Genomic DNA, 17241 nt, shown 5'->3' on the forward strand with positions numbered 1-17241 from the left:
GCGTGGGAATGCAGGTCTCGACGCTCTGCGTCGCAAGAGGACGCGGAGCTTCCAGAACGGCATGACGACGCGGAGCGTCGCACGATTATCCGAAGGCCTCAACGCCCCGGTTTTTTTCTGCCCATGACGTGCGAGAACACTGCATGCAAATCGTCCGAGGCACTGTCCTGGTCCAGGTTGAGCTTGCCGTCGATGTGGTCCATGTGATGCATCATCAACTCGACGGCGAGCGGCGCATCGCGCGCTTCGATGGCGTCGATCAGCTGGGTGTGCTCGTCGTAGGAACAATGTGTGCGGTTGCCGGTTTCGTACTGGGCAATGATCAATGAAGTCTGCGATACCAGACTGCGCTGGAAGCTGATCAGCGGCGCGTTTCTGGCGGCTACGGCCAGTTGCAGATGGAATTCACCGGAGAGACGGATGCCTGCACCTCGATCACCGTGGGCAAAGCTGTCGCGCTCGTCGCTGACCATCTGGCGCAGCTCGACCAGTTGCTCGGCAGTGGCGTGCGCGACTGCCAGTTCAGTGATTGCCTTCTCGACCATGCGCCGGGCAAAAAATACCTGGCGCGCCTCTTCGACGCTGGGGCTGGCGACCACAGCGCCACGATTAGGCCGCAACAGCACCACACCTTCGTGCCCCAACCGCGATAGAGCGCGACGAATGATGGTGCGGCTGACACCAAAGATCTCGCCCAGCGCCTCTTCACTCAATTTGGTGCCCGGCGCCAGCCGCTGCTCCAGAATGGCATCGAAAATATGCTCGTAAACGATATCGTCCTGAGTAACGCTGCGGCTGGCGCTGGTCGTGCCGCGCGGCTGTTTCTTGAGAGGCAGGGACTGGTCGTTCATGGGCACTCGTGCGCAGATGGATTACGGCTTTGGGACTGGCGCATTGTACACAGGGCAAAACCGGAAACGCGCGCAAAAAAAGGCCCGCAGTGTGGGGCGGGCAAGAGGTACTCAGCTGCCCCGATACGTCGAGTAGCTATACGGCGAGATTAACAGCGGCACATGAAAGTGTTCCTGACCTGCATCAATGCCAAAGCGCAGCACCACTTCATCGAGAAAGGCCGGTGCGTTCAACGCAACGCCTCGTGCACGGTAATAATCGCCAGCCTGAAAATGCAGTTGATAAACCCCGGACTGATAAGTGTCTCCCTGCAACAGGGGCGCATCGCAACGTCCATCGCTGTTGGTGACAGCGCTGACAACGTGCAGCAGCTGCTGGCCTTCGACCCGATACAATTCAATGCGGATGGCACTGCCTGGGCAACCGTGGGCAGCGTCCAGCACGTGTGTGGTCAATTTCCCCAAAACTTCACTCCTCACATCCGGCGACGGTGAAACAGTGCACCAATGAAGTGCTCTGCATGGTGCGATTGCAACCGATTAAGACACTTTCGCGAAAACCTGTACACAATAAAATCTTCAGCGGATTGCAGCTGACGCCTGTGCTGCTCGCCAGGCGTCGAATTACCTGAAAAGAAAGGAAGCAAAGGAAAAATATCAGATTTTTTCCGATTAGCTGACCACTCAGGCAGGTTTCTTGCTTGCGTTATCTGAACAAGCACGACTCGGTGACGAAACCTACAGGGTTACAAGCCGAAAATAAAATTGTATACAATCTGCGCATTGCAGTGCGTTGCCTGCCATTCGCAACGCACTTGGCCAAACGCACATAACGCACAGAAGGAAGCTTGCAGTGAGCGCTGACTACCCACGCGACCTCATCGGTTACGGTAACAACCCGCCTCATCCACGCTGGCCGGGCAACGCGCGCATTGCCTTGTCATTCGTGCTGAATTACGAGGAAGGTGGCGAGCGCAATATTCTGCATGGCGACAAGGAATCAGAAGCCTTTCTGTCCGAGATGGTTGCCGCGCAGCCACTCCAGGGCCAGCGCAACATGAGCATGGAGTCGCTGTACGAGTACGGCAGCCGCGCCGGTGTGTGGCGCATTCTCAAGCTGTTCAAGCAGTTCGATATCCCCCTGACCATCTTCGCCGTGGCCATGGCCGCGCAGCGTCACCCCGAGGTGATCCGCGCCATGGTCGCCGACGGTCACGAAATCTGCAGTCACGGTTATCGCTGGATCGACTATCAGAACATGGATGAAGCCGACGAGCGTGAACACATGCGCCAGGCGATTCAGATCCTCACCGAGATCAGTGGCGAACGGCCGCTGGGCTGGTACACCGGGCGCACCGGGCCCAATACGCGGCGACTGGTGATGGAGGAAGGCGGTTTTCTCTATGATTGCGACACCTACGACGATGACCTGCCGTACTGGGAGCCGAACAACCCTACCGGCAAGCCGCATCTGGTCATCCCTTACACGCTGGACACCAACGACATGCGCTTCACCCAGGTGCAGGGCTTCAACAACGGCGAGCAATTCTTTCAGTACCTGAAGGACGCGTTCGACGTGCTGTATGCCGAAGGCGAAGACGCACCGAAGATGCTTTCCATCGGTCTGCATTGCCGCCTGATCGGTCGCCCTGCCCGGCTGGCCGCGCTCAAGCGTTTCATTGAGTACGTCAAAGGCCATGAGCAGGTGTGGTTTACCCGGCGTGTCGATATCGCCCGCCACTGGCACACTGAACATCCGTTTACCGGCAAGGCCGAGCAATGAGCACGTTTAAAACACTGACACCTTCAAGCCTGGGCCGGGACGCATTCATCGCAGCCTTTGCCGACATCTACGAACACTCACCGTGGGTCGCGCAGCAGGCCTTCGATCAGGGCGCAGGCCCCGAACTGGATCAGGTCGAGGCCCTGCATGCCCGCATGAGCAAAATATTGCTCGGTGCCACACACACGCAGCAACTGGCGCTGATCAATGCCCACCCGGACTTGGCCGGCAAGGCTGCCGTTCAGGGCGAGCTGACTCAGGCCAGTACCGATGAGCAGGCAGGCGCCGGTATCCACCACTGCACGCCTGAAGAGTTTCAGCGTTTCACCGAGCTGAACGAGGCTTACAAGGCCCGCTTCGGCTTTCCGTTCATCATGGCGGTCAAGGGCAGCGACAGACATAAAATCCTGGCGGCGTTCGAGCAACGCATCCACCACTCGCCCGAGGCCGAGTTCGCTTGCGCCCTGGCAGAGATCAACAAAATCGCACTGTTTCGTCTACAGGCGCTTTGAGCGTCGCCGTTATCAACCTGTTCAGAAGGCAGACAACAAGCATGAAAGTTTACGCCGCACCGTTCGAGAAGTTCGTGAACCTGGCCGACGCGCGCCTGGGCACAAAGATTCTTTCGGTCACCGATGACTGGTTCGCAGACGCCAACCGGCTGTTCCAGCCGACCCCGGCGGTCTGGAAGGAAGGCGTGTTCGACGACAACGGCAAGTGGATGGACGGCTGGGAGTCGCGCCGCAAGCGTTTCGAAGGGTATGACAGCGCGGTGATCCGCCTCGGTGTGGCAGGCACCATCAAGGGTGTCGACATCGACACCTCGTTTTTCACCGGCAACTTTCCGCCTTCTGCTTCGCTGGAAGCGTGCTTTCTGGCCTCGGGCGAACCCGATGAAAACACCGCCTGGACCGAAGTGCTGCCGTCTGTGGAGCTGCAAGGCAACAGCCATCATTACCACGAGATCAGCAACGATCAGGCGTTCAGCCACCTGCGCTTCAATATCTACCCGGACGGCGGCGTAGCGCGCCTGCGCGTGTACGGCGTGCCGCATCGCGACTGGTCGAAAGTCAGCGAAGACGAGCAGATCGATCTGGTGGCGGCACTCAACGGTGGCCGGTCGATTGCCTGCTCGGACGAGCATTACGGCAGCATGAGCAATATCCTCAACCCCGGCCGTGGCGTGAACATGGGCGACGGCTGGGAAACCGCGCGCCGTCGCACACCGGGCAACGACTGGGTCATCGTGGCGCTGGGACACAAGGGCGAAGTCGAGAAAGTCATCGTCGACACCCTGCACTTCAAGGGCAATTACCCGGACAGCTGCTCGATCCAGGGTGCTTTCGTCAAGGGTGGCACCGACAGCCAGATCGAAACCCAGAGTTTGTTCTGGCGCGAGCTGCTGCCAAGCCAGAAGCTGACCATGCACGCCGAACACGAGTTCGCCGAGCAGATCAACGCCATCGGGCCGATCACCCACATCCGCCTGAACGTATTCCCGGACGGGGGCGTGAGCCGCCTGCGAGTACTGGGCAAGGTGGCCAGGTAACAACGCGTCGGAAGTCAGCAGAAGGCAACAGGTTATCGTTCCCACGCTCTGCGTGGGAATGCAGTTCCAGACGCTCTGCGTCCAGTCTTGAGTATGTGTGGCGCGGCGTAGAGTTGTGACGCAGAGCGTCACGAAATGCATGCCAACGCAGAGCATTGGCACGATAGTCATCAATACGAATGTGCAAACGACCCACCCTCAAACCATTGAAGAAGAATCCGCATGCGCAAACTGATAATCGAGCCGCTGACCAAGGAAGCTTTTGCGCCATTCGGTGATGTGATCGAAACCGATGGCAGCGATCATTTCATGATCAATAACGGCTCGACCATGCGCTTTCATCGTCTGGCTGAAGTACAGACCGCGCAACCGGATGACAAGGCGATCATCAGCATATTCCGCGCCGAAGCGCTGCCGATGCCGTTGACCATTGGCATGCTGGAGCGTCACCCGCAGGGCAGCCAGGCCTTCATCCCGCTGCTCGGCAACCCCTTTCTGATCGTGGTCGCGCCGGTTGGCGATGCGCCTGAGTCAGAGCTGACCCGCGCCTTCGTGTCCAACGGCAGGCAGGGTGTCAATTACCATCGCGGCGTCTGGCACCACCCGGTGCTGACGATCGAAAAGCGGGATGACTTCCTGGTGGTTGATCGCAGTGGCGAAGGCAACAACTGCGACGAGCATTACTTTGCCGAGAGCCAGTTGCTGGTTCTCGATCCCAACCCACTGGAAGGGTAAAACCGTGCTGGCACATATGATGGAATGGCTGAATCTGGGCGTACGCTGGATTCACATGATTGTGGGCGTGGCCTGGATCGGCGCATCGTTCTACTTTGTCTGGCTGGAGAACAACCTCAACCGCAGCAACCCGCGTGAAGGGCTGTCCGGCGATTTATGGGCGATCCACGGCGGTGGCATTTATCACCTGGAGAAGTACAAGCTCGCGCCGCCGACCATGCCGGAGAATCTGCACTGGTTCAAATGGGAAGCGTATTCAACCTGGCTGTCGGGCGTGGCCCTGTTGTGCGTGGTGTTCTACGCCAACCCTACGTTGTACCTGTTGGCGCCGGGCAGCAGCCTCAGTGGTGCAGAGGGCGTGCACATCGGCCTGGGTTCGTTGTTCGTCGGCTGGTTCATCTACAGCTTTCTGTGCGACTCGCCACTGGGCAAGCGCCCTGCCCTGTTGGGCGTGGTCCTGTTCGTGCTGCTGGTCGCGGCGGCATACGGGTTCAGCAAAGTGTTCAGTGGTCGTGGTGCCTACCTGCACGTGGGCGCGATCATGGGCACCATCATGGTCGGCAACGTGTTCCGCATCATCATGCCGGCCCAGCGCGCCCTGGTGGCCGCCATCGCCGAGAACCGCACGCCTGACCCAAGCCTGCCCGCCAAGGGCCTGCTGCGCTCGCGGCACAATAACTACTTCACCCTGCCTGTGCTGTTCATCATGATCAGCAACCACTTTCCGAGCACATACGGCAGTGAGTACAACTGGCTGATCCTGGCGGGCATCGCACTGCTGGCGGTCCTGGTGCGCCACTATTTCAATACAAGACATGACAGCCATCGATTCGCCTGGACTCTGCCGGTCGCTGCGCTGGGCATGCTCTGCCTGGCGTACGTCACCGGCCCTGCGCAACCTCCCGCGAAAATCGTTTACCAACCGCTGCCCGGCACCGCAGTCGGCGGTCATCGGGCCGACGAGAAACCTACGGAGCCGGTCACCGCGCCGGTCGAGGCCAAGCCTGCCAGCACCGGCGCGGACTTCGCCAAAGTGCATGAAGTGATTCAGCATCGTTGCACGGTGTGCCATTCGGCCACGCCTACCAGTCAGTTGTTCAGCGTTGCGCCTGCGGGAGTGATGTTCGATACGCCAGAGCAGATTCAGCAGCAGGCCCCGCGCATCAAGGCGCAGGCCGTCACCTCGCCGATCATGCCGCTGGGCAACATCACCCAGATGACTCAGCAGGAACGCGAACTGGTCGGTGCCTGGGTCGATCAAGGCGCACACACTAACTGAGTCCCTCGCTAACCAAGCGCCCCTGAAAAGGGGCGCACTCGCCCCACTTTCGCTCCAGACGCCCTGCGCTGGAGCACTTGAGTCAGATGACGCAAGTCAGTATTCTCCGCCGCCGCTGCAAAACCGGACAACCGCTCCCTGTACGCTGACGTTGACCGTACAGCCAACTAGCTGACTGTACGGTCAGGACTCTGTCGACCCGGAAAATGACTTGAAACCGACACGTTGATGCCGGTTTGGGGATTACTTCAACTTTTTTTCACTGTTTGGCGCAGCTCTTGCTAACAACACAAAGCTGACCAGACAGACAAATTACTGCAACCACAGACAAGGCGTCACTTAGAGAACGCCAGTCTGAAAAAATCACGATCTATTTCAAGGGACTCACCGCATGAACCGTACGTTTTCCAGCGTGTTACTGGCCAGCAGTCTGCTGGCCGCTGCGCCAGCCATGGCCGGGGATATCTTCCAGTGGCAGAGCAATAGCCTGACCTATCTCAATGGACGAGACTTTGCCGTCAACCCGGCAAACCAGCAGACGTTCACCTTTGAACATGCTGACAGCTGGAAGTACGGCGACAACTTCTTCTTCGTCGACAAGATCTTCTACAACGGCAAGGGAGACGCAACGGCTGGCGATAACACCTATTACGGTGAGTTCTCGCCACGCTTGTCGCTGGGCAAGATATTTGGCCAGAAGTTCGAGTTCGGCCCGATCAGCGATGTGCTGATTGCGGCAACTTACGAATTTGGTGAAGGCGATAACGAGTCTTACCTGATCGGCCCGGCGTTCGATTTGAAGATCCCGGGTTTCGACTACTTCCAGCTGAACTTCTACCAGCGCCAGACTGAAGGCAACCGTCCGGGCGATGGCGTATGGCAGATTACCCCGGTGTGGTCCTACACCATCCCCATGGGCAAATCGGATGTGCTGATCGACGGTTTCATGGACTGGGTAGTGGACAACGACAAGACGTCGCGTGGTACTTACCACTCCAACCTGCACTTCAACCCGCAGATCAAATATGACCTGGGCAAGGCACTGAATTACCCTGAGCGTCAGCTGTACGTCGGTATCGAATACGATTACTGGACCAACAAATACGGCATCAAGGACAGCCGCTCGTTCGACACCGACCAGAACACCGCGAGTTTGCTGGTGAAGGTGTTCTTCTAAGCACGATCCGGTTGTGAAGCTCGTTCCCGCGCTCAGCGCGGGAACGCATTTCTGAAGCCTCTGCGCCCAACCTTGAGAGGGTGTTGCTGCGCAGATCTGTGACGCGGAGCGTCACGGGATGCATGCCAACGCGGAGCATTGGCACGATATTCAACTCCTGCGCGGCGCCCGCCTCCACTCACTCCCTAGCCGCTTTCCAGACCTTGCCAATCAGCGTCACGACCAACACCAGCACCGCGCCAGCGATAACCCCGGCGACCGCATCGATCAGCGTCGGGACGACCATCGACAGCCCGCCCACCGCACCGGCTGCAGCTTCGGTCACGCCTTCGACCCAATGGTGAGCAAATGGCAGACCGTGAACCAGAATCCCGCCGCCGACCATGAACATGGCCGCAGTACCGACAATCGACAGTACCTTCATCAATACCGGCGCAAGCCATAGCAAAGCACCACCGATTTTCTGCGCCGCAGAGCTTGCAGTCCTTTTCAGGTACAGGCCCAAGTCGTCAAGTTTGACGATACCTGCCACCAGTCCATAGACACCCACGGTAATCAGCACAGCGACAATAACCAGTACACCGACCTGATCCATGAACGGTCGGGCCGACACTACGCCCAGCGCCAGCACGATGATTTCTGCCGAAAGAATGAAGTCGGTGCGAATCGCGCCTTTGATACGGTCCTTTTCGAACGCCACCATGTCCACTGAAGCATCCGTCGCCGCCTGCTTGCGCTGATCATGCTCTTCGCCGGTTTCGGGATGCAGCCATTTATGGGCGATTTTCTCGAAACCTTCAAAGCATAGGAACGCGCCGCCGATCATCAACAAGGGAAGAATCGCCCAGGGCGCGAAGGCGCTGATCAACAGTGCCGCCGGAACCAGGATTGCCTTGTTGAGCAACGAGCCCTTGGCCACGGCCCAGACAACGGGCAGTTCGCGATCGGCTGAAACTCCGGTGACCTGCTGGGCATTGAGCGCCAGATCATCCCCCAGCACACCCGCGGTTTTCTTGGTGGCCAGTGCCACGTCATCCAGCAGGGTCGCAATATCGTCGAGCAGGGTAAGCAAGCTTCCAGCAGCCAAAATAAAAATCCTTGAGCAAGTAAAAAAAGGAAATAGCACTGATTGAATCATGCGCCAGGGTCAATCGTGTGGCAGTCAACAACTCTGACCTTCATCAGACGTGAACGTTTGACGCTGCGTAGTACAAGCAGGCCACGTCGAGCAACCGGTTAAATGGGTAATTGCGTGGTCGACACCACCTGACGCAGTCCCATGAACGAGCGGATCTGTCTGACACCGGGCAAGTACAGCAGCTGTTCGGCATGCAGGCGGTTGAAACTCTGACTGTCTTTGGTGCGCAGCAGCATGAAGTAATCGAACTCGCCGGTGACCACATGAAACTCCATGCAGCCGGACACCTTCTGCGCGGCTTCTTCAAATTGGGCAAATGAATCCGGGGTCGAGCGGTCGAGCACCACACCGATCAGCACCACCATGCCCGCGTCCAGAACGTCGCCATTGAGCAACGCCACCACGCCCTTGATAACGCCCGCCTCCTTCAACCGCTCGACGCGCCGCAAGCACGCAGGCGGGCTCAGCTTGACCTTCTCGGCGAGCGCCACATTGGAAATCGAGGCATCACGTTGCAGGGTCTTGAGAATGGCGCGGTCAATCCTGTCCAGCAGCGGCGCTACATCGCCAGCGGACTTTTTAGTGCGTTCATTTATTGCTTTCATGATGGCTTTCACAAAATAAAAGTTTGCGTTAGTGCTATGACACTAACGCTGATTTTGCAAATAGACAATTCTTTGCAACCACGATTATTCAGCTATTTCCTATGATAGGAACCACTTCAGGCACACCGTTCAAACGTCGAACTCATTCCTTGCAGGCCTGAATCAACTTATCAACGGAGCCCCGATATGAACCTGAGCAAGTTCAAGCGCTACCCTCTGACCTTCGGCCCCTCGCCCATCACCCCTCTGAAACGCTTGAGCGAGCATCTGGGTGGCAAGGTCGAGTTGTATGCCAAGCGCGAGGATTGCAACAGCGGTCTGGCCTTTGGCGGTAACAAGACCCGCAAACTGGAATACCTGGTGCCGGAAGCCATCGACGGCGGCTACGACACACTGGTGTCGATCGGCGGCATCCAGTCCAACCAGACCCGCCAGGTGGCAGCCGTCGCGGCGCATCTGGGTATGAAATGCGTACTGGTTCAGGAAAACTGGGTCAACTATTCAGACGCCCTGTACGACCGGGTCGGCAATATCGAGATGTCACGCATCATGGGGGCCGATGTGCGCCTGGACTCGGCAGGCTTCGATATCGGCATTCGGCCGAGCTGGGAAAAGGCCATGTCCGACGTCGAGGAAAGCGGTGGCAAGCCGTTCCCGATTCCTGCGGGCTGCTCGGAACACCCTTATGGCGGCCTGGGATTCGTGCGTTTTGCCGATGAGGTGCGTCAGCAGGAAGAAGAACTCGGCTTCAAATTCGACTACATCGTGGTCTGCTCGGTGACCGGCAGCACTCACGCAGGCATGCTGGTGGGATTCGCTGCCGATGGCCGGGCACAGCGTGTGATCGGTATCGACGCGTCAGCCAAACCGGAAAAGACCCGCGCGCAGGTTCTGCGTATCGCTCAGAACACCGCAAAACTGGTGGAACTGGGCCGCGAAATCAGCGCCGAAGACGTGGTGCTCGACACCCGCTACGCCTACCCCGAATACGGCCTGCCGAACGAGGGAACCCTTGAAGCCATTCGCCTTTGCGCGCGTCTTGAAGGCGTATTGACCGACCCGGTCTACGAAGGCAAATCCATGCACGGCATGATCGACATGGTGCGCAATGGCGAATTCCCCGAGGGCTCAAAAGTGCTCTACGCCCACCTCGGTGGCGTGCCGGCGCTGAATGCCTACAGCTTTTTGTTCAAGGATGGTTGAGCCGAAAGCGTTCCTGCAGTCGATAACACACTTCGGCTGCAGTGTTCCCGGCTAAACCCGAAAATACTTCTGTAGCGCCTGCGCCAGCAGGCTCACCGCCTCGTCGTTGTGTGACGACGGCGAGCGCAGGAAGACGATTTCGTGCTCGGGAATTTCAGGCAGGTCATCGAGAATCTGCATGGCTTCCGTGACTCCGCTCCGATCAATAAGGCTGATCGCCAGGCCCGCTTCCACACAGGCTTTGATCGCCTGATTGGACGGGCTTTCGAGAACTACACGGATTTTGCGGCCGTTGTCTTTGAGCGACGCCATCATGGCTTCACGATAAGGACATTGCGCTGCGTGAATGGCCAGCGGCAACGGGTCCGCAGGTCCCAGTGCGACGCTGGCCGGCCCGACCCAGACCGGCTTGGTAGATACCAGAAACTGCGTATCAGCACTTGGCTGCCCTTTGGGTTGCGCGATCACTGCTGTCTGTAACTTGCCGCGCGCAACCTGCTCGCGCAGGGTGTAGCTGGGTGCGGTTTTCAATTCCAGCACCACATTGGGCCAGGCCGCAGCGAACACCGGCAGGATGTCGCGGATGACATGAACGGCGTACTCATCCGGAACACCCAGCGTGATGCGCCCTGCCAGATGAGTCCCCTGCAGGTCAGCCAGCACCCGGTCATGGGTGGACAACAACTCCGTCGTCGACAGCAACAAACGCTTGCCCAGCGCAGTCAGAGACACCGCCTGGTTGTCCCGATTGAGCAAGCGCCCGCCCGCCACCGTCTCAAGTCGCTGGATATGCACACTGACTGCCGCCGGGCTTTTGTGAAGTTGCTCGGCAGCCGCCGAAAACTTCCCTATTCGCGCCACTGCATGAAAAGTACGTATCAGTTCGATATCGAGAATTGCGCTCATGATTCATAAAACCTGAATAACTTATGCAGTTAATTTTGATTTATTAGATTACGCTGACTTCGTAACCTGTGTCCATGAACCAGCACTTATCGATTTGTCCGAGCGTAACGCGGCCTGCCTGGCATCAGGCCATTCCTCTTATCTTGCTGGAAGCAGCACTTGTCCTGACCTGGAGCTCAGGTTTCATCGGCGCACGGTTTTCGCTTGATTACGCACCGCCACTGCTGGTGGTGTTCTGGCGTTGTGTGGTGGTCACGTTGATCCTCTTGCCTTTCGTCGCCAGGCAACTGAGATCGATACCGCCTGCCACGCTGTTGAAAAATGCGGGCATCGGTCTGCTGGCCATGGCGGGCTATGTAGCAGGCGTCACGCAGGGCATCGCGCTGGGCGTACCCGCAGGACTCGCGGCGCTGTTTGCCGACTTGTTGCCGATGGGCATGGCGCTGCTGGCTGCCGCCGTGCTCGGGCAGCGACTTGTCTGGCAAATCTGGGCGGGGCTGGTGGTCGGTCTGGTCGGCGTGGTGCTGGTCACGTACAGCGCGCTGGCGGTGGGAGATGCGCCATTGTGGGCCTACGGCCTGCCACTGCTGGGCATGTTGTCATTGGCCATCGCGACACTGTGGCAAAAACAATCGACCCACATGCAGCCCATGGGCTTGCTTCCCAACCTGTGGCTGCAATGTTTTATATCGAGCTTCGCGTTCGCCATCATCCAGGGAACACAGGGCAGCCTGGCCCCCATTCCCAGTACCGGGTTTGCGTTGAGCGTGATCTGGACGGTGGGGCTGGCGACGCTTGGCGGCTACGGGCTTTACTGGGTGTGTCTGCGCCGCGCATCAGCCACCCGCGTTGCCAGTGTGCTGTACCTCAGCCCGCCGGTGACAATGCTCTGGGCCTGGGTGATGTTCAACGAGCCGCTGTCCTGGCAGATGGCGTCAGGCATGGCGGTGTCGGGCGTCGGTGTGTGGATGGTCGTACGGGCGGAAGCGCGGCAGGTCGCCTCGTGACCGAGTCACAAGGCGCCTGGTACAGGGAAGTTAAATCTTGAAACGCGCCACCATGCTCTGCAAATCGCTGCCCAGGCGGGCCAGTTCTACAGTCGATGCGGCGCTTTGCTCGGTTGCCGAAGCCGATTGATCAGCAATGTCGCGCACGCTGAGCACGCTGCGGTTGATTTCGTCGGTCACGGCGCTCTGCTGCTCGGCCGCAGCAGAAATCTGCTGGCTCATCTGCTCGATCGTACCGATGGACTGATTGATCTCAACCAGTGCCTGTTCGGCCTGTCGAGCCAGCACCACTGTGCCTTCGGTGCGTTGCAGGCTGGCATCCATCAGACCCGATGCGGCACCTGTACCTTTTTGCAACGCCTGAATCAGCGCTTCGATTTCCGTGGTGGAGTTCTGGGTACGCTGAGCCAGCGAACGTACTTCGTCAGCCACCACCGCAAAACCGCGGCCCTGCTCACCCGCACGTGCAGCCTCGATGGCCGCGTTGAGCGCCAGCAGGTTGGTTTGTTCGGCAACGGCCTTGATCACGTCAATCACGCTACCGATCTTGCCACTGTCTTCGGTGAGGCGCTGCATGGCTTCGCCCAGCTGTTTCACTTCACCGGCCAATTGGCCGATTTCGCGAGTGGCGTGCTGCACCACACTGCTACCGTGAGCGGCACGCTCGCTGGCCTGTTTGGCCGCCAGCGAAGCGTCTTCGGTGTTGCGTGCTACTTCCTGCACGGTCGACGCCATTTCGTTCATGGCGGTGGCAACCTGGTCGACTTCGTTTTTTTGCAACGTGACGCCGGCACTGGTCTGTTCGCTGACAGCAGACAACTGTTCGGCTGCCGTGGCGATCTGCGTCACACCGTTGCCGATGCCGCCGATCAGGCCGCGTAGAGAAACCGTCATGTGCTGCATGGTGTTCTGCAACAGGCCCAGTTCGTCCTGGCGGGTGGTGCTGCTGTCATGGGTCAGATCGCCGTCGGCAATCCGGCGCGCCGCAATTACGGTGCTGTTCAACGGCACGGTAATCTGACGCGTGATCAGGAACGCAGCAAAGATGCCGACCAGCAGCACTACCAGCGCAACACTCAGCAATTGCACAACAGCGGTTTGTTGTTCCTTCTTGGCACTGATGACCTGCAACGCCGCCAGATCATCTGCACGGGCAGCGGTCGCTATGGATTGCTGTTGCAGATCGGTACGGACTTGCTCGGTCTGCTGCAGCATGTCCGAAATCGACGTCATCAGCACCTTGTACTGTTTCAACGCGACCAGCGCGGCATCCACTGCAGTATTTGCCTCGATAGGCAACTGGCTGCGAGCGGCGTCCACTTGCGCGATCAGGGCGTCGGCGGCCTTATAGGTGGCCTGACGGTTGTCGGCATTCGGAACACTCAGGTAGCGGCGAAACACCAGACGGAAATTGGTCATGCCGTTACGCAGGTCGCCAGCGATCTTGACCTGCCTGATGCCGGTTTCATTCGGCGAACGCAAGGTGTCGTCAATGGTCTTGTTCAGCAGATTCTCAAAGGTCGCGCTGACATCATCGGAAACCTTGATGATCGGTTTCAACGCCTCGTCGACTTTCTGATTGATGCCGACCAATTGGTTGAACGTCTGCTTCAGACCGCCCACCTGCTCCTTGATCTCGCGCAGCTTGGCCAGGTTGCTCGATATCACGAACACCTGCAGGCCCTGATCGACACTGCGGTCCAAGGTATCCAGCGCGCTGGCGTAGTTCTGCACACCTGCGGCGGTAGGGCCGGTCGCATAGGCTTGCGCAGCAATCCGGGCATTCAGAACGTCAGCCTTGATCTCGGCGACCTTGCTGCTTTTGCCCATGCGCTCGATCAGCAGGTTGGTGCTGGAGTAACCGATGGCGGTAACGGTCAGCACGCCCAGCAAAATAGCGGCAAAGCCCAGCCCTAATTTCTTGCTGACTTTCAAGTTGTCCAACCATTTTGCGCTCATTGCGTGTGTGCCTTTGATTTTTCGGAATACCCGTGAGTCGGCGCTGAAAGATTTAACTTGATAGTTAACGTTATCGGAATCACGCACGCGCCAATCGAAGGCACCCTGAAGCCCAAGAATTACGTGGCCGGCGCGCGATGATGAATATTTATTTAAATCGCCTGAGCAGAATTTTTCCGATGATTGGCACCGCGCGAAACCGGAAGATCACGCAATGAAACTGCCTTGATCTTCGCCTGTACGGAGCCATCGGAGATTGGCAACAGCGTCAGACGTTGCGGTCGGTGAAATGAACATCCAGCCGGATGTTTTCCGGCTCGTTGATCGCCGCCAGATACTCGTCCACGGTGATCTCTCCAACGCACGCCCGTGCGCCTGGCTGCGGACGGTAGCCGCCGGCCATTTTGGCGCTCAGGGCGACGGCAGCACTGCCGGGGATCTCCGGACCCTTGTCGTTCAGTGCAGTCAATTGCGCACGCATGTGCAACGGCTGGCCGGTGAGGTCGACGCCATCGACATCGATGTACATCGCGCTCTTTCGATCACCCCACTGTTCAAAGCGCGCGCCCCAACGGTACAGGCGCTCGGCCCATGACGCAGGATCGCGCAGCAGCCCACAGCGAATCGCCAGCGCCAGCAGCCAGGTCGCGATGCCGCCGGCCTTGAGCGCGGAGCCGGCCTTGAAGCTCAGATGCTGCGCGGCATAACGTGTCGCGAATACATCCAGGTCCGGGACGTCGACATTGGCCACCAGCCGTGTGCCCATGCCGGACATCCGGCGCAGGGTCAGGTCCATCCAGCCATGGACTTCGTGAACCTTGCCGTTGCGCAGTTGCCTGATCGGCCGCCCGGCATTGGCCAGTACGCCACGCACGGTCGACAGACCGGGCATTTTCGCTGCCGAGGAGATGCCATGCTCTATCGAATCGATGCGCAGAAAACGCTGGCGATGCTGATCGATGATGGCCGCCGAAAGCGTCGGCACCGAGCTGCAACCGCTCAGCACGCTGACACCTGCCTCACGCGCCTGGGCATCAAGGCTGGCGATACCGGCGACAAACGCCCGGCAATCCGCCAGGTCGCAATAATTCACACCCGCCTTGATGCAATGCCGGGCCACGGCATACGACTGCCCCTGAAAAGGCCCCGCCGTGTGGATAAGCAGATCAATGCCCAATTCACCCAGCTCACTGCCCGCGCCGTCCTGCATGATGTCCACGCACCAGCTCTCGCAGAATCTGCCAGCCAGTGTTTGCAATGCGGCAACCTTTTCCGCCAGCTTACGCGGGTCGCGACCGGAAATGACCAGTTCGATGTCCGGCATCATCGCCAGATGATTGCAGATAAGGCTGCCGAAGTTACCGTAGCCACCAATGACCAATACGCGAAGTGCCATTTACTCGTCCCTGAAATGCTGAAGGGTATGACCATGCCTTGCTGCTCAGCGATTGCCGCGAGCGATGGCGATGAAATGCGCGTGCATTATTGATCATTGGCCGAATGCCGAGTACAAAACCCTGTGCCTTTTTCATCGTGCAAGGAGCAACGGATGCTGAAACTACACACCGAACGGCTTTATCTGCGGACCCTGTTCGCCAGTGACTGGCCGTTGTTTCTGAGGCTGCACTCCGAGCCTCAGACCATGCAGTACGTCTTCGGGGAAATCGAAGAAGCACAAGTTCGCAAAGGCTTTGATCATCGCCTTCCGGTATGGACGCCAGAGTCCGATCACTGGCTGTGCCTGGTGGTCGTCGACAAGCAGAGCGGCGTGGAGCTGGGGGTCAACGGCTTTCGCATCATGTCGCCAGGGCATGCCGAAGTGGGCTGTCTGTTGCTGCCGGAACATCAAGGCAAAGGCTTCGGCACCGAATCCCGCCGGGCAATCATCGACTACGCTGCCGCCATCGGCCTTGATTCACTGGAATCGACCGTGACCGATGGCAACATTGCCTCCTGCAAGGTGCTGGAGAAATGCGGTTTCTCTTTCGAACGCCGCGTCCCGCATGCCTATCAGATCGGCGATCAGTGGTTCGATGACCTGAAATATCACCTGCGACTGAGGTGACAAGCCCGCAGCCAAGCGTTAGCCAGGCTGCGGCAAGCGGCTCAGGCTTTGGGCCGCCCTCCCAGAATCGTCACCCGCTCGCCATAGCGCGAGTGCGGGAAGTAATCCCACACCGCGTGGTGCTGGGTGCAGCGGTTATCCCAGAACACCAGCGTGTTCGGCTCCCAGCGCACACGACAACTAAGCGAAGGTTCGCGGGCGATCAGATCGAACAGCATGTTCAGCACCGCGCGGCTCTCGCCGGGCGAGAGTTGCACGATATGCGAGGTGAACCCGGAATTGACAAACAGGCTGCGGCGTCCGGTTTCAGAGTGGCGAACCACCACCGGGTGCTCGCTTTTGGGAAGGTTGGCAGGCGGCTGGTAGCCCTTCCACGGAATCTCGCCATCGTGAATGGCCGTCAGTTCGCCAAGAAACGCCTGCATCGCAGGCGAGAGCATTTCTATGGCCAGGTGCATATTGGCAAACAGCGTGTCGCCACCGGTTCCAATGGCGGGCGTCTCTTTGACATACAGCATCGAGCCCATCGACGGCTCCAGGTCAGCGGTGCCATCGGTGTGCCACAGCTCGCCAGCAGCGAAGCGTGACTGGGCGTTAGCGCGCACCACGACCAGCTCCGGGTCATCGCCATCAATGCTCTCTACCGGCAACGCACGTAACGGTCCAAACAGCCGGCCAAAGGCTTTGTGCTGTTCGACCGTCAGGTGCTGATCACGAAACACCAGCACGTGGTTTTCCAGAAAAGCGCGGCGAATTTCCTTCAGTTGCTCCTCACCCGGAGGCTGCGACAGATCGACCCCGCTGACCTCTGCACCGATTATGGGTGTCAGGCGGTTGACCGTGATGCTGTGATACGGCGCGCGAGGCGCCCCCGCGATGCCTTCGATGGCCTTGAGTGCCATTTGATCCATGATCCCTCACCCTTGAATGGTTGGCATGGCCGATCACCATGTCCGTGGTTCGTCTACGGGAACGTCAGCCCCG

Annotated in this window: 17 protein-coding genes and 1 pseudogene; 9 read left to right on the forward strand and 9 right to left on the reverse strand. The window is 58.8% G+C overall.

The annotated features are described in order from the left end of the window. Nucleotides 1-98: 98 nt before the first annotated feature. Nucleotides 99-851: a GntR family transcriptional regulator gene (locus tag AO068_RS19605; RefSeq protein WP_058409218.1), complete on the reverse strand. Its 753-nt coding sequence runs from the start codon at nucleotides 849-851 to the stop codon at nucleotides 99-101. A gap of 111 nt (nucleotides 852-962) precedes the next feature. Continuing rightward, nucleotides 963-1316: a hydroxyisourate hydrolase gene (gene uraH, locus AO068_RS19610; protein ID WP_058401970.1), complete on the reverse strand. Its 354-nt coding sequence runs from the start codon at nucleotides 1314-1316 to the stop codon at nucleotides 963-965. A 388-nt stretch (nucleotides 1317-1704) separates the two neighbouring features. Here uraH and puuE point away from each other — a divergent pair, with 388 nt between their 5' ends. The 6 genes from puuE to AO068_RS19640 all read left to right on the forward strand — a co-directional run bounded on the left by puuE (nucleotide 1705) and on the right by AO068_RS19640 (nucleotide 7374). Next, nucleotides 1705-2634: an allantoinase PuuE gene (gene puuE, locus AO068_RS19615; protein ID WP_058401969.1), complete on the forward strand. Its 930-nt coding sequence runs from the start codon at nucleotides 1705-1707 to the stop codon at nucleotides 2632-2634. Then, nucleotides 2631-3146 carry a 2-oxo-4-hydroxy-4-carboxy-5-ureidoimidazoline decarboxylase gene (uraD, locus tag AO068_RS19620; RefSeq protein WP_058409219.1) on the forward strand — a complete coding sequence of 172 codons (516 nt, stop codon included), beginning with the start codon at nucleotides 2631-2633 and terminating at the stop codon, nucleotides 3144-3146. The genes puuE and uraD overlap by 4 nt, the downstream gene beginning before the upstream one ends. A 41-nt stretch (nucleotides 3147-3187) precedes the next feature. Then, the gene (gene alc / locus AO068_RS19625; RefSeq protein WP_058401967.1) at nucleotides 3188-4183 is read left to right on the forward strand and encodes an allantoicase; all 996 of its coding nucleotides are present in this window, start codon (nucleotides 3188-3190) and stop codon (nucleotides 4181-4183) included. Between the two features lie 222 nt (nucleotides 4184-4405). Further along, nucleotides 4406-4918, forward strand: a complete 513-nt coding sequence (locus tag AO068_RS19630) for an ureidoglycolate lyase (protein ID WP_004643995.1) — start codon at nucleotides 4406-4408, stop codon at nucleotides 4916-4918. 4 nt (nucleotides 4919-4922) lie between these two features. Then, the gene (locus AO068_RS19635; protein ID WP_058409220.1) at nucleotides 4923-6197 is read left to right on the forward strand and encodes a urate hydroxylase PuuD; all 1275 of its coding nucleotides are present in this window, start codon (nucleotides 4923-4925) and stop codon (nucleotides 6195-6197) included. Between the two features lie 391 nt (nucleotides 6198-6588). After that, nucleotides 6589-7374, forward strand: a complete 786-nt coding sequence (locus AO068_RS19640; protein ID WP_002552796.1) for an outer membrane protein OmpK — start codon at nucleotides 6589-6591, stop codon at nucleotides 7372-7374. Between the two features lie 178 nt (nucleotides 7375-7552). On the opposite strand, the gene AO068_RS19645 is transcribed toward AO068_RS19640, so the two are convergent. Beyond that, nucleotides 7553-8461, reverse strand: a complete 909-nt coding sequence (locus tag AO068_RS19645) for a DUF808 domain-containing protein (protein ID WP_057402397.1) — start codon at nucleotides 8459-8461, stop codon at nucleotides 7553-7555. A 149-nt stretch (nucleotides 8462-8610) separates the two neighbouring features. Continuing rightward, the gene (locus AO068_RS19650; protein ID WP_002552794.1) at nucleotides 8611-9117 is read right to left on the reverse strand and encodes an Lrp/AsnC family transcriptional regulator; all 507 of its coding nucleotides are present in this window, start codon (nucleotides 9115-9117) and stop codon (nucleotides 8611-8613) included. A 186-nt stretch (nucleotides 9118-9303) separates the two neighbouring features. On the opposite strand from AO068_RS19650, the gene AO068_RS19655 reads away from it, so the two are divergent. Beyond that, nucleotides 9304-10320 (forward strand): 1-aminocyclopropane-1-carboxylate deaminase, encoded by a 1017-nt coding sequence (locus AO068_RS19655; RefSeq protein WP_058401963.1) that lies wholly within the window; start codon nucleotides 9304-9306, stop codon nucleotides 10318-10320. 51 nt (nucleotides 10321-10371) lie between these two features. Here the strand turns inward: AO068_RS19655 and AO068_RS19660 are convergent, their stop codons facing one another. Continuing rightward, nucleotides 10372-11226: a LysR family transcriptional regulator gene (locus AO068_RS19660; protein WP_058409221.1), complete on the reverse strand. Its 855-nt coding sequence runs from the start codon at nucleotides 11224-11226 to the stop codon at nucleotides 10372-10374. Nucleotides 11227-11300: 74 nt separating this feature from the next. Between AO068_RS19660 and AO068_RS19665 the strand changes: the two genes are divergently transcribed. Next, nucleotides 11301-12233, forward strand: a complete 933-nt coding sequence (locus tag AO068_RS19665) for a DMT family transporter (protein ID WP_058409222.1) — start codon at nucleotides 11301-11303, stop codon at nucleotides 12231-12233. Nucleotides 12234-12263: 30 nt separating this feature from the next. Here the strand turns inward: AO068_RS19665 and AO068_RS29785 are convergent, their stop codons facing one another. The 3 genes and pseudogenes from AO068_RS29785 to AO068_RS19675 all read right to left on the reverse strand — a co-directional run bounded on the left by AO068_RS29785 (nucleotide 12264) and on the right by AO068_RS19675 (nucleotide 15588). Continuing rightward, nucleotides 12264-13136 carry a methyl-accepting chemotaxis protein gene (locus AO068_RS29785; RefSeq protein WP_371911635.1) on the reverse strand — a complete coding sequence of 291 codons (873 nt, stop codon included), beginning with the start codon at nucleotides 13134-13136 and terminating at the stop codon, nucleotides 12264-12266. A gap of 33 nt (nucleotides 13137-13169) precedes the next feature. Then, a pseudogene (locus AO068_RS29790) lies at nucleotides 13170-14192 on the reverse strand (methyl-accepting chemotaxis protein); the annotation flags it as partial. A gap of 268 nt (nucleotides 14193-14460) precedes the next feature. After that, the gene (locus AO068_RS19675; protein WP_058409224.1) at nucleotides 14461-15588 is read right to left on the reverse strand and encodes a saccharopine dehydrogenase family protein; all 1128 of its coding nucleotides are present in this window, start codon (nucleotides 15586-15588) and stop codon (nucleotides 14461-14463) included. Between the two features lie 153 nt (nucleotides 15589-15741). Between AO068_RS19675 and AO068_RS19680 the strand changes: the two genes are divergently transcribed. Continuing rightward, nucleotides 15742-16257, forward strand: coding sequence for a GNAT family N-acetyltransferase (locus AO068_RS19680; RefSeq protein ID WP_058409225.1), 516 nt, complete (start codon nucleotides 15742-15744; stop codon nucleotides 16255-16257). Between the two features lie 41 nt (nucleotides 16258-16298). Here the strand turns inward: AO068_RS19680 and AO068_RS19685 are convergent, their stop codons facing one another. After that, a complete protein-coding gene (locus AO068_RS19685; RefSeq protein ID WP_058409226.1) occupies nucleotides 16299-17168 on the reverse strand; it encodes a TauD/TfdA dioxygenase family protein in 870 nt (289 codons plus the stop codon). Nucleotides 17169-17241 lie beyond the last annotated feature (73 nt).

Source organism: Pseudomonas sp. ICMP 3272 (assembly GCF_001466905.1).
Taxonomy (GTDB): Bacteria; Pseudomonadota; Gammaproteobacteria; order Pseudomonadales; family Pseudomonadaceae; genus Aquipseudomonas; species Aquipseudomonas amygdali.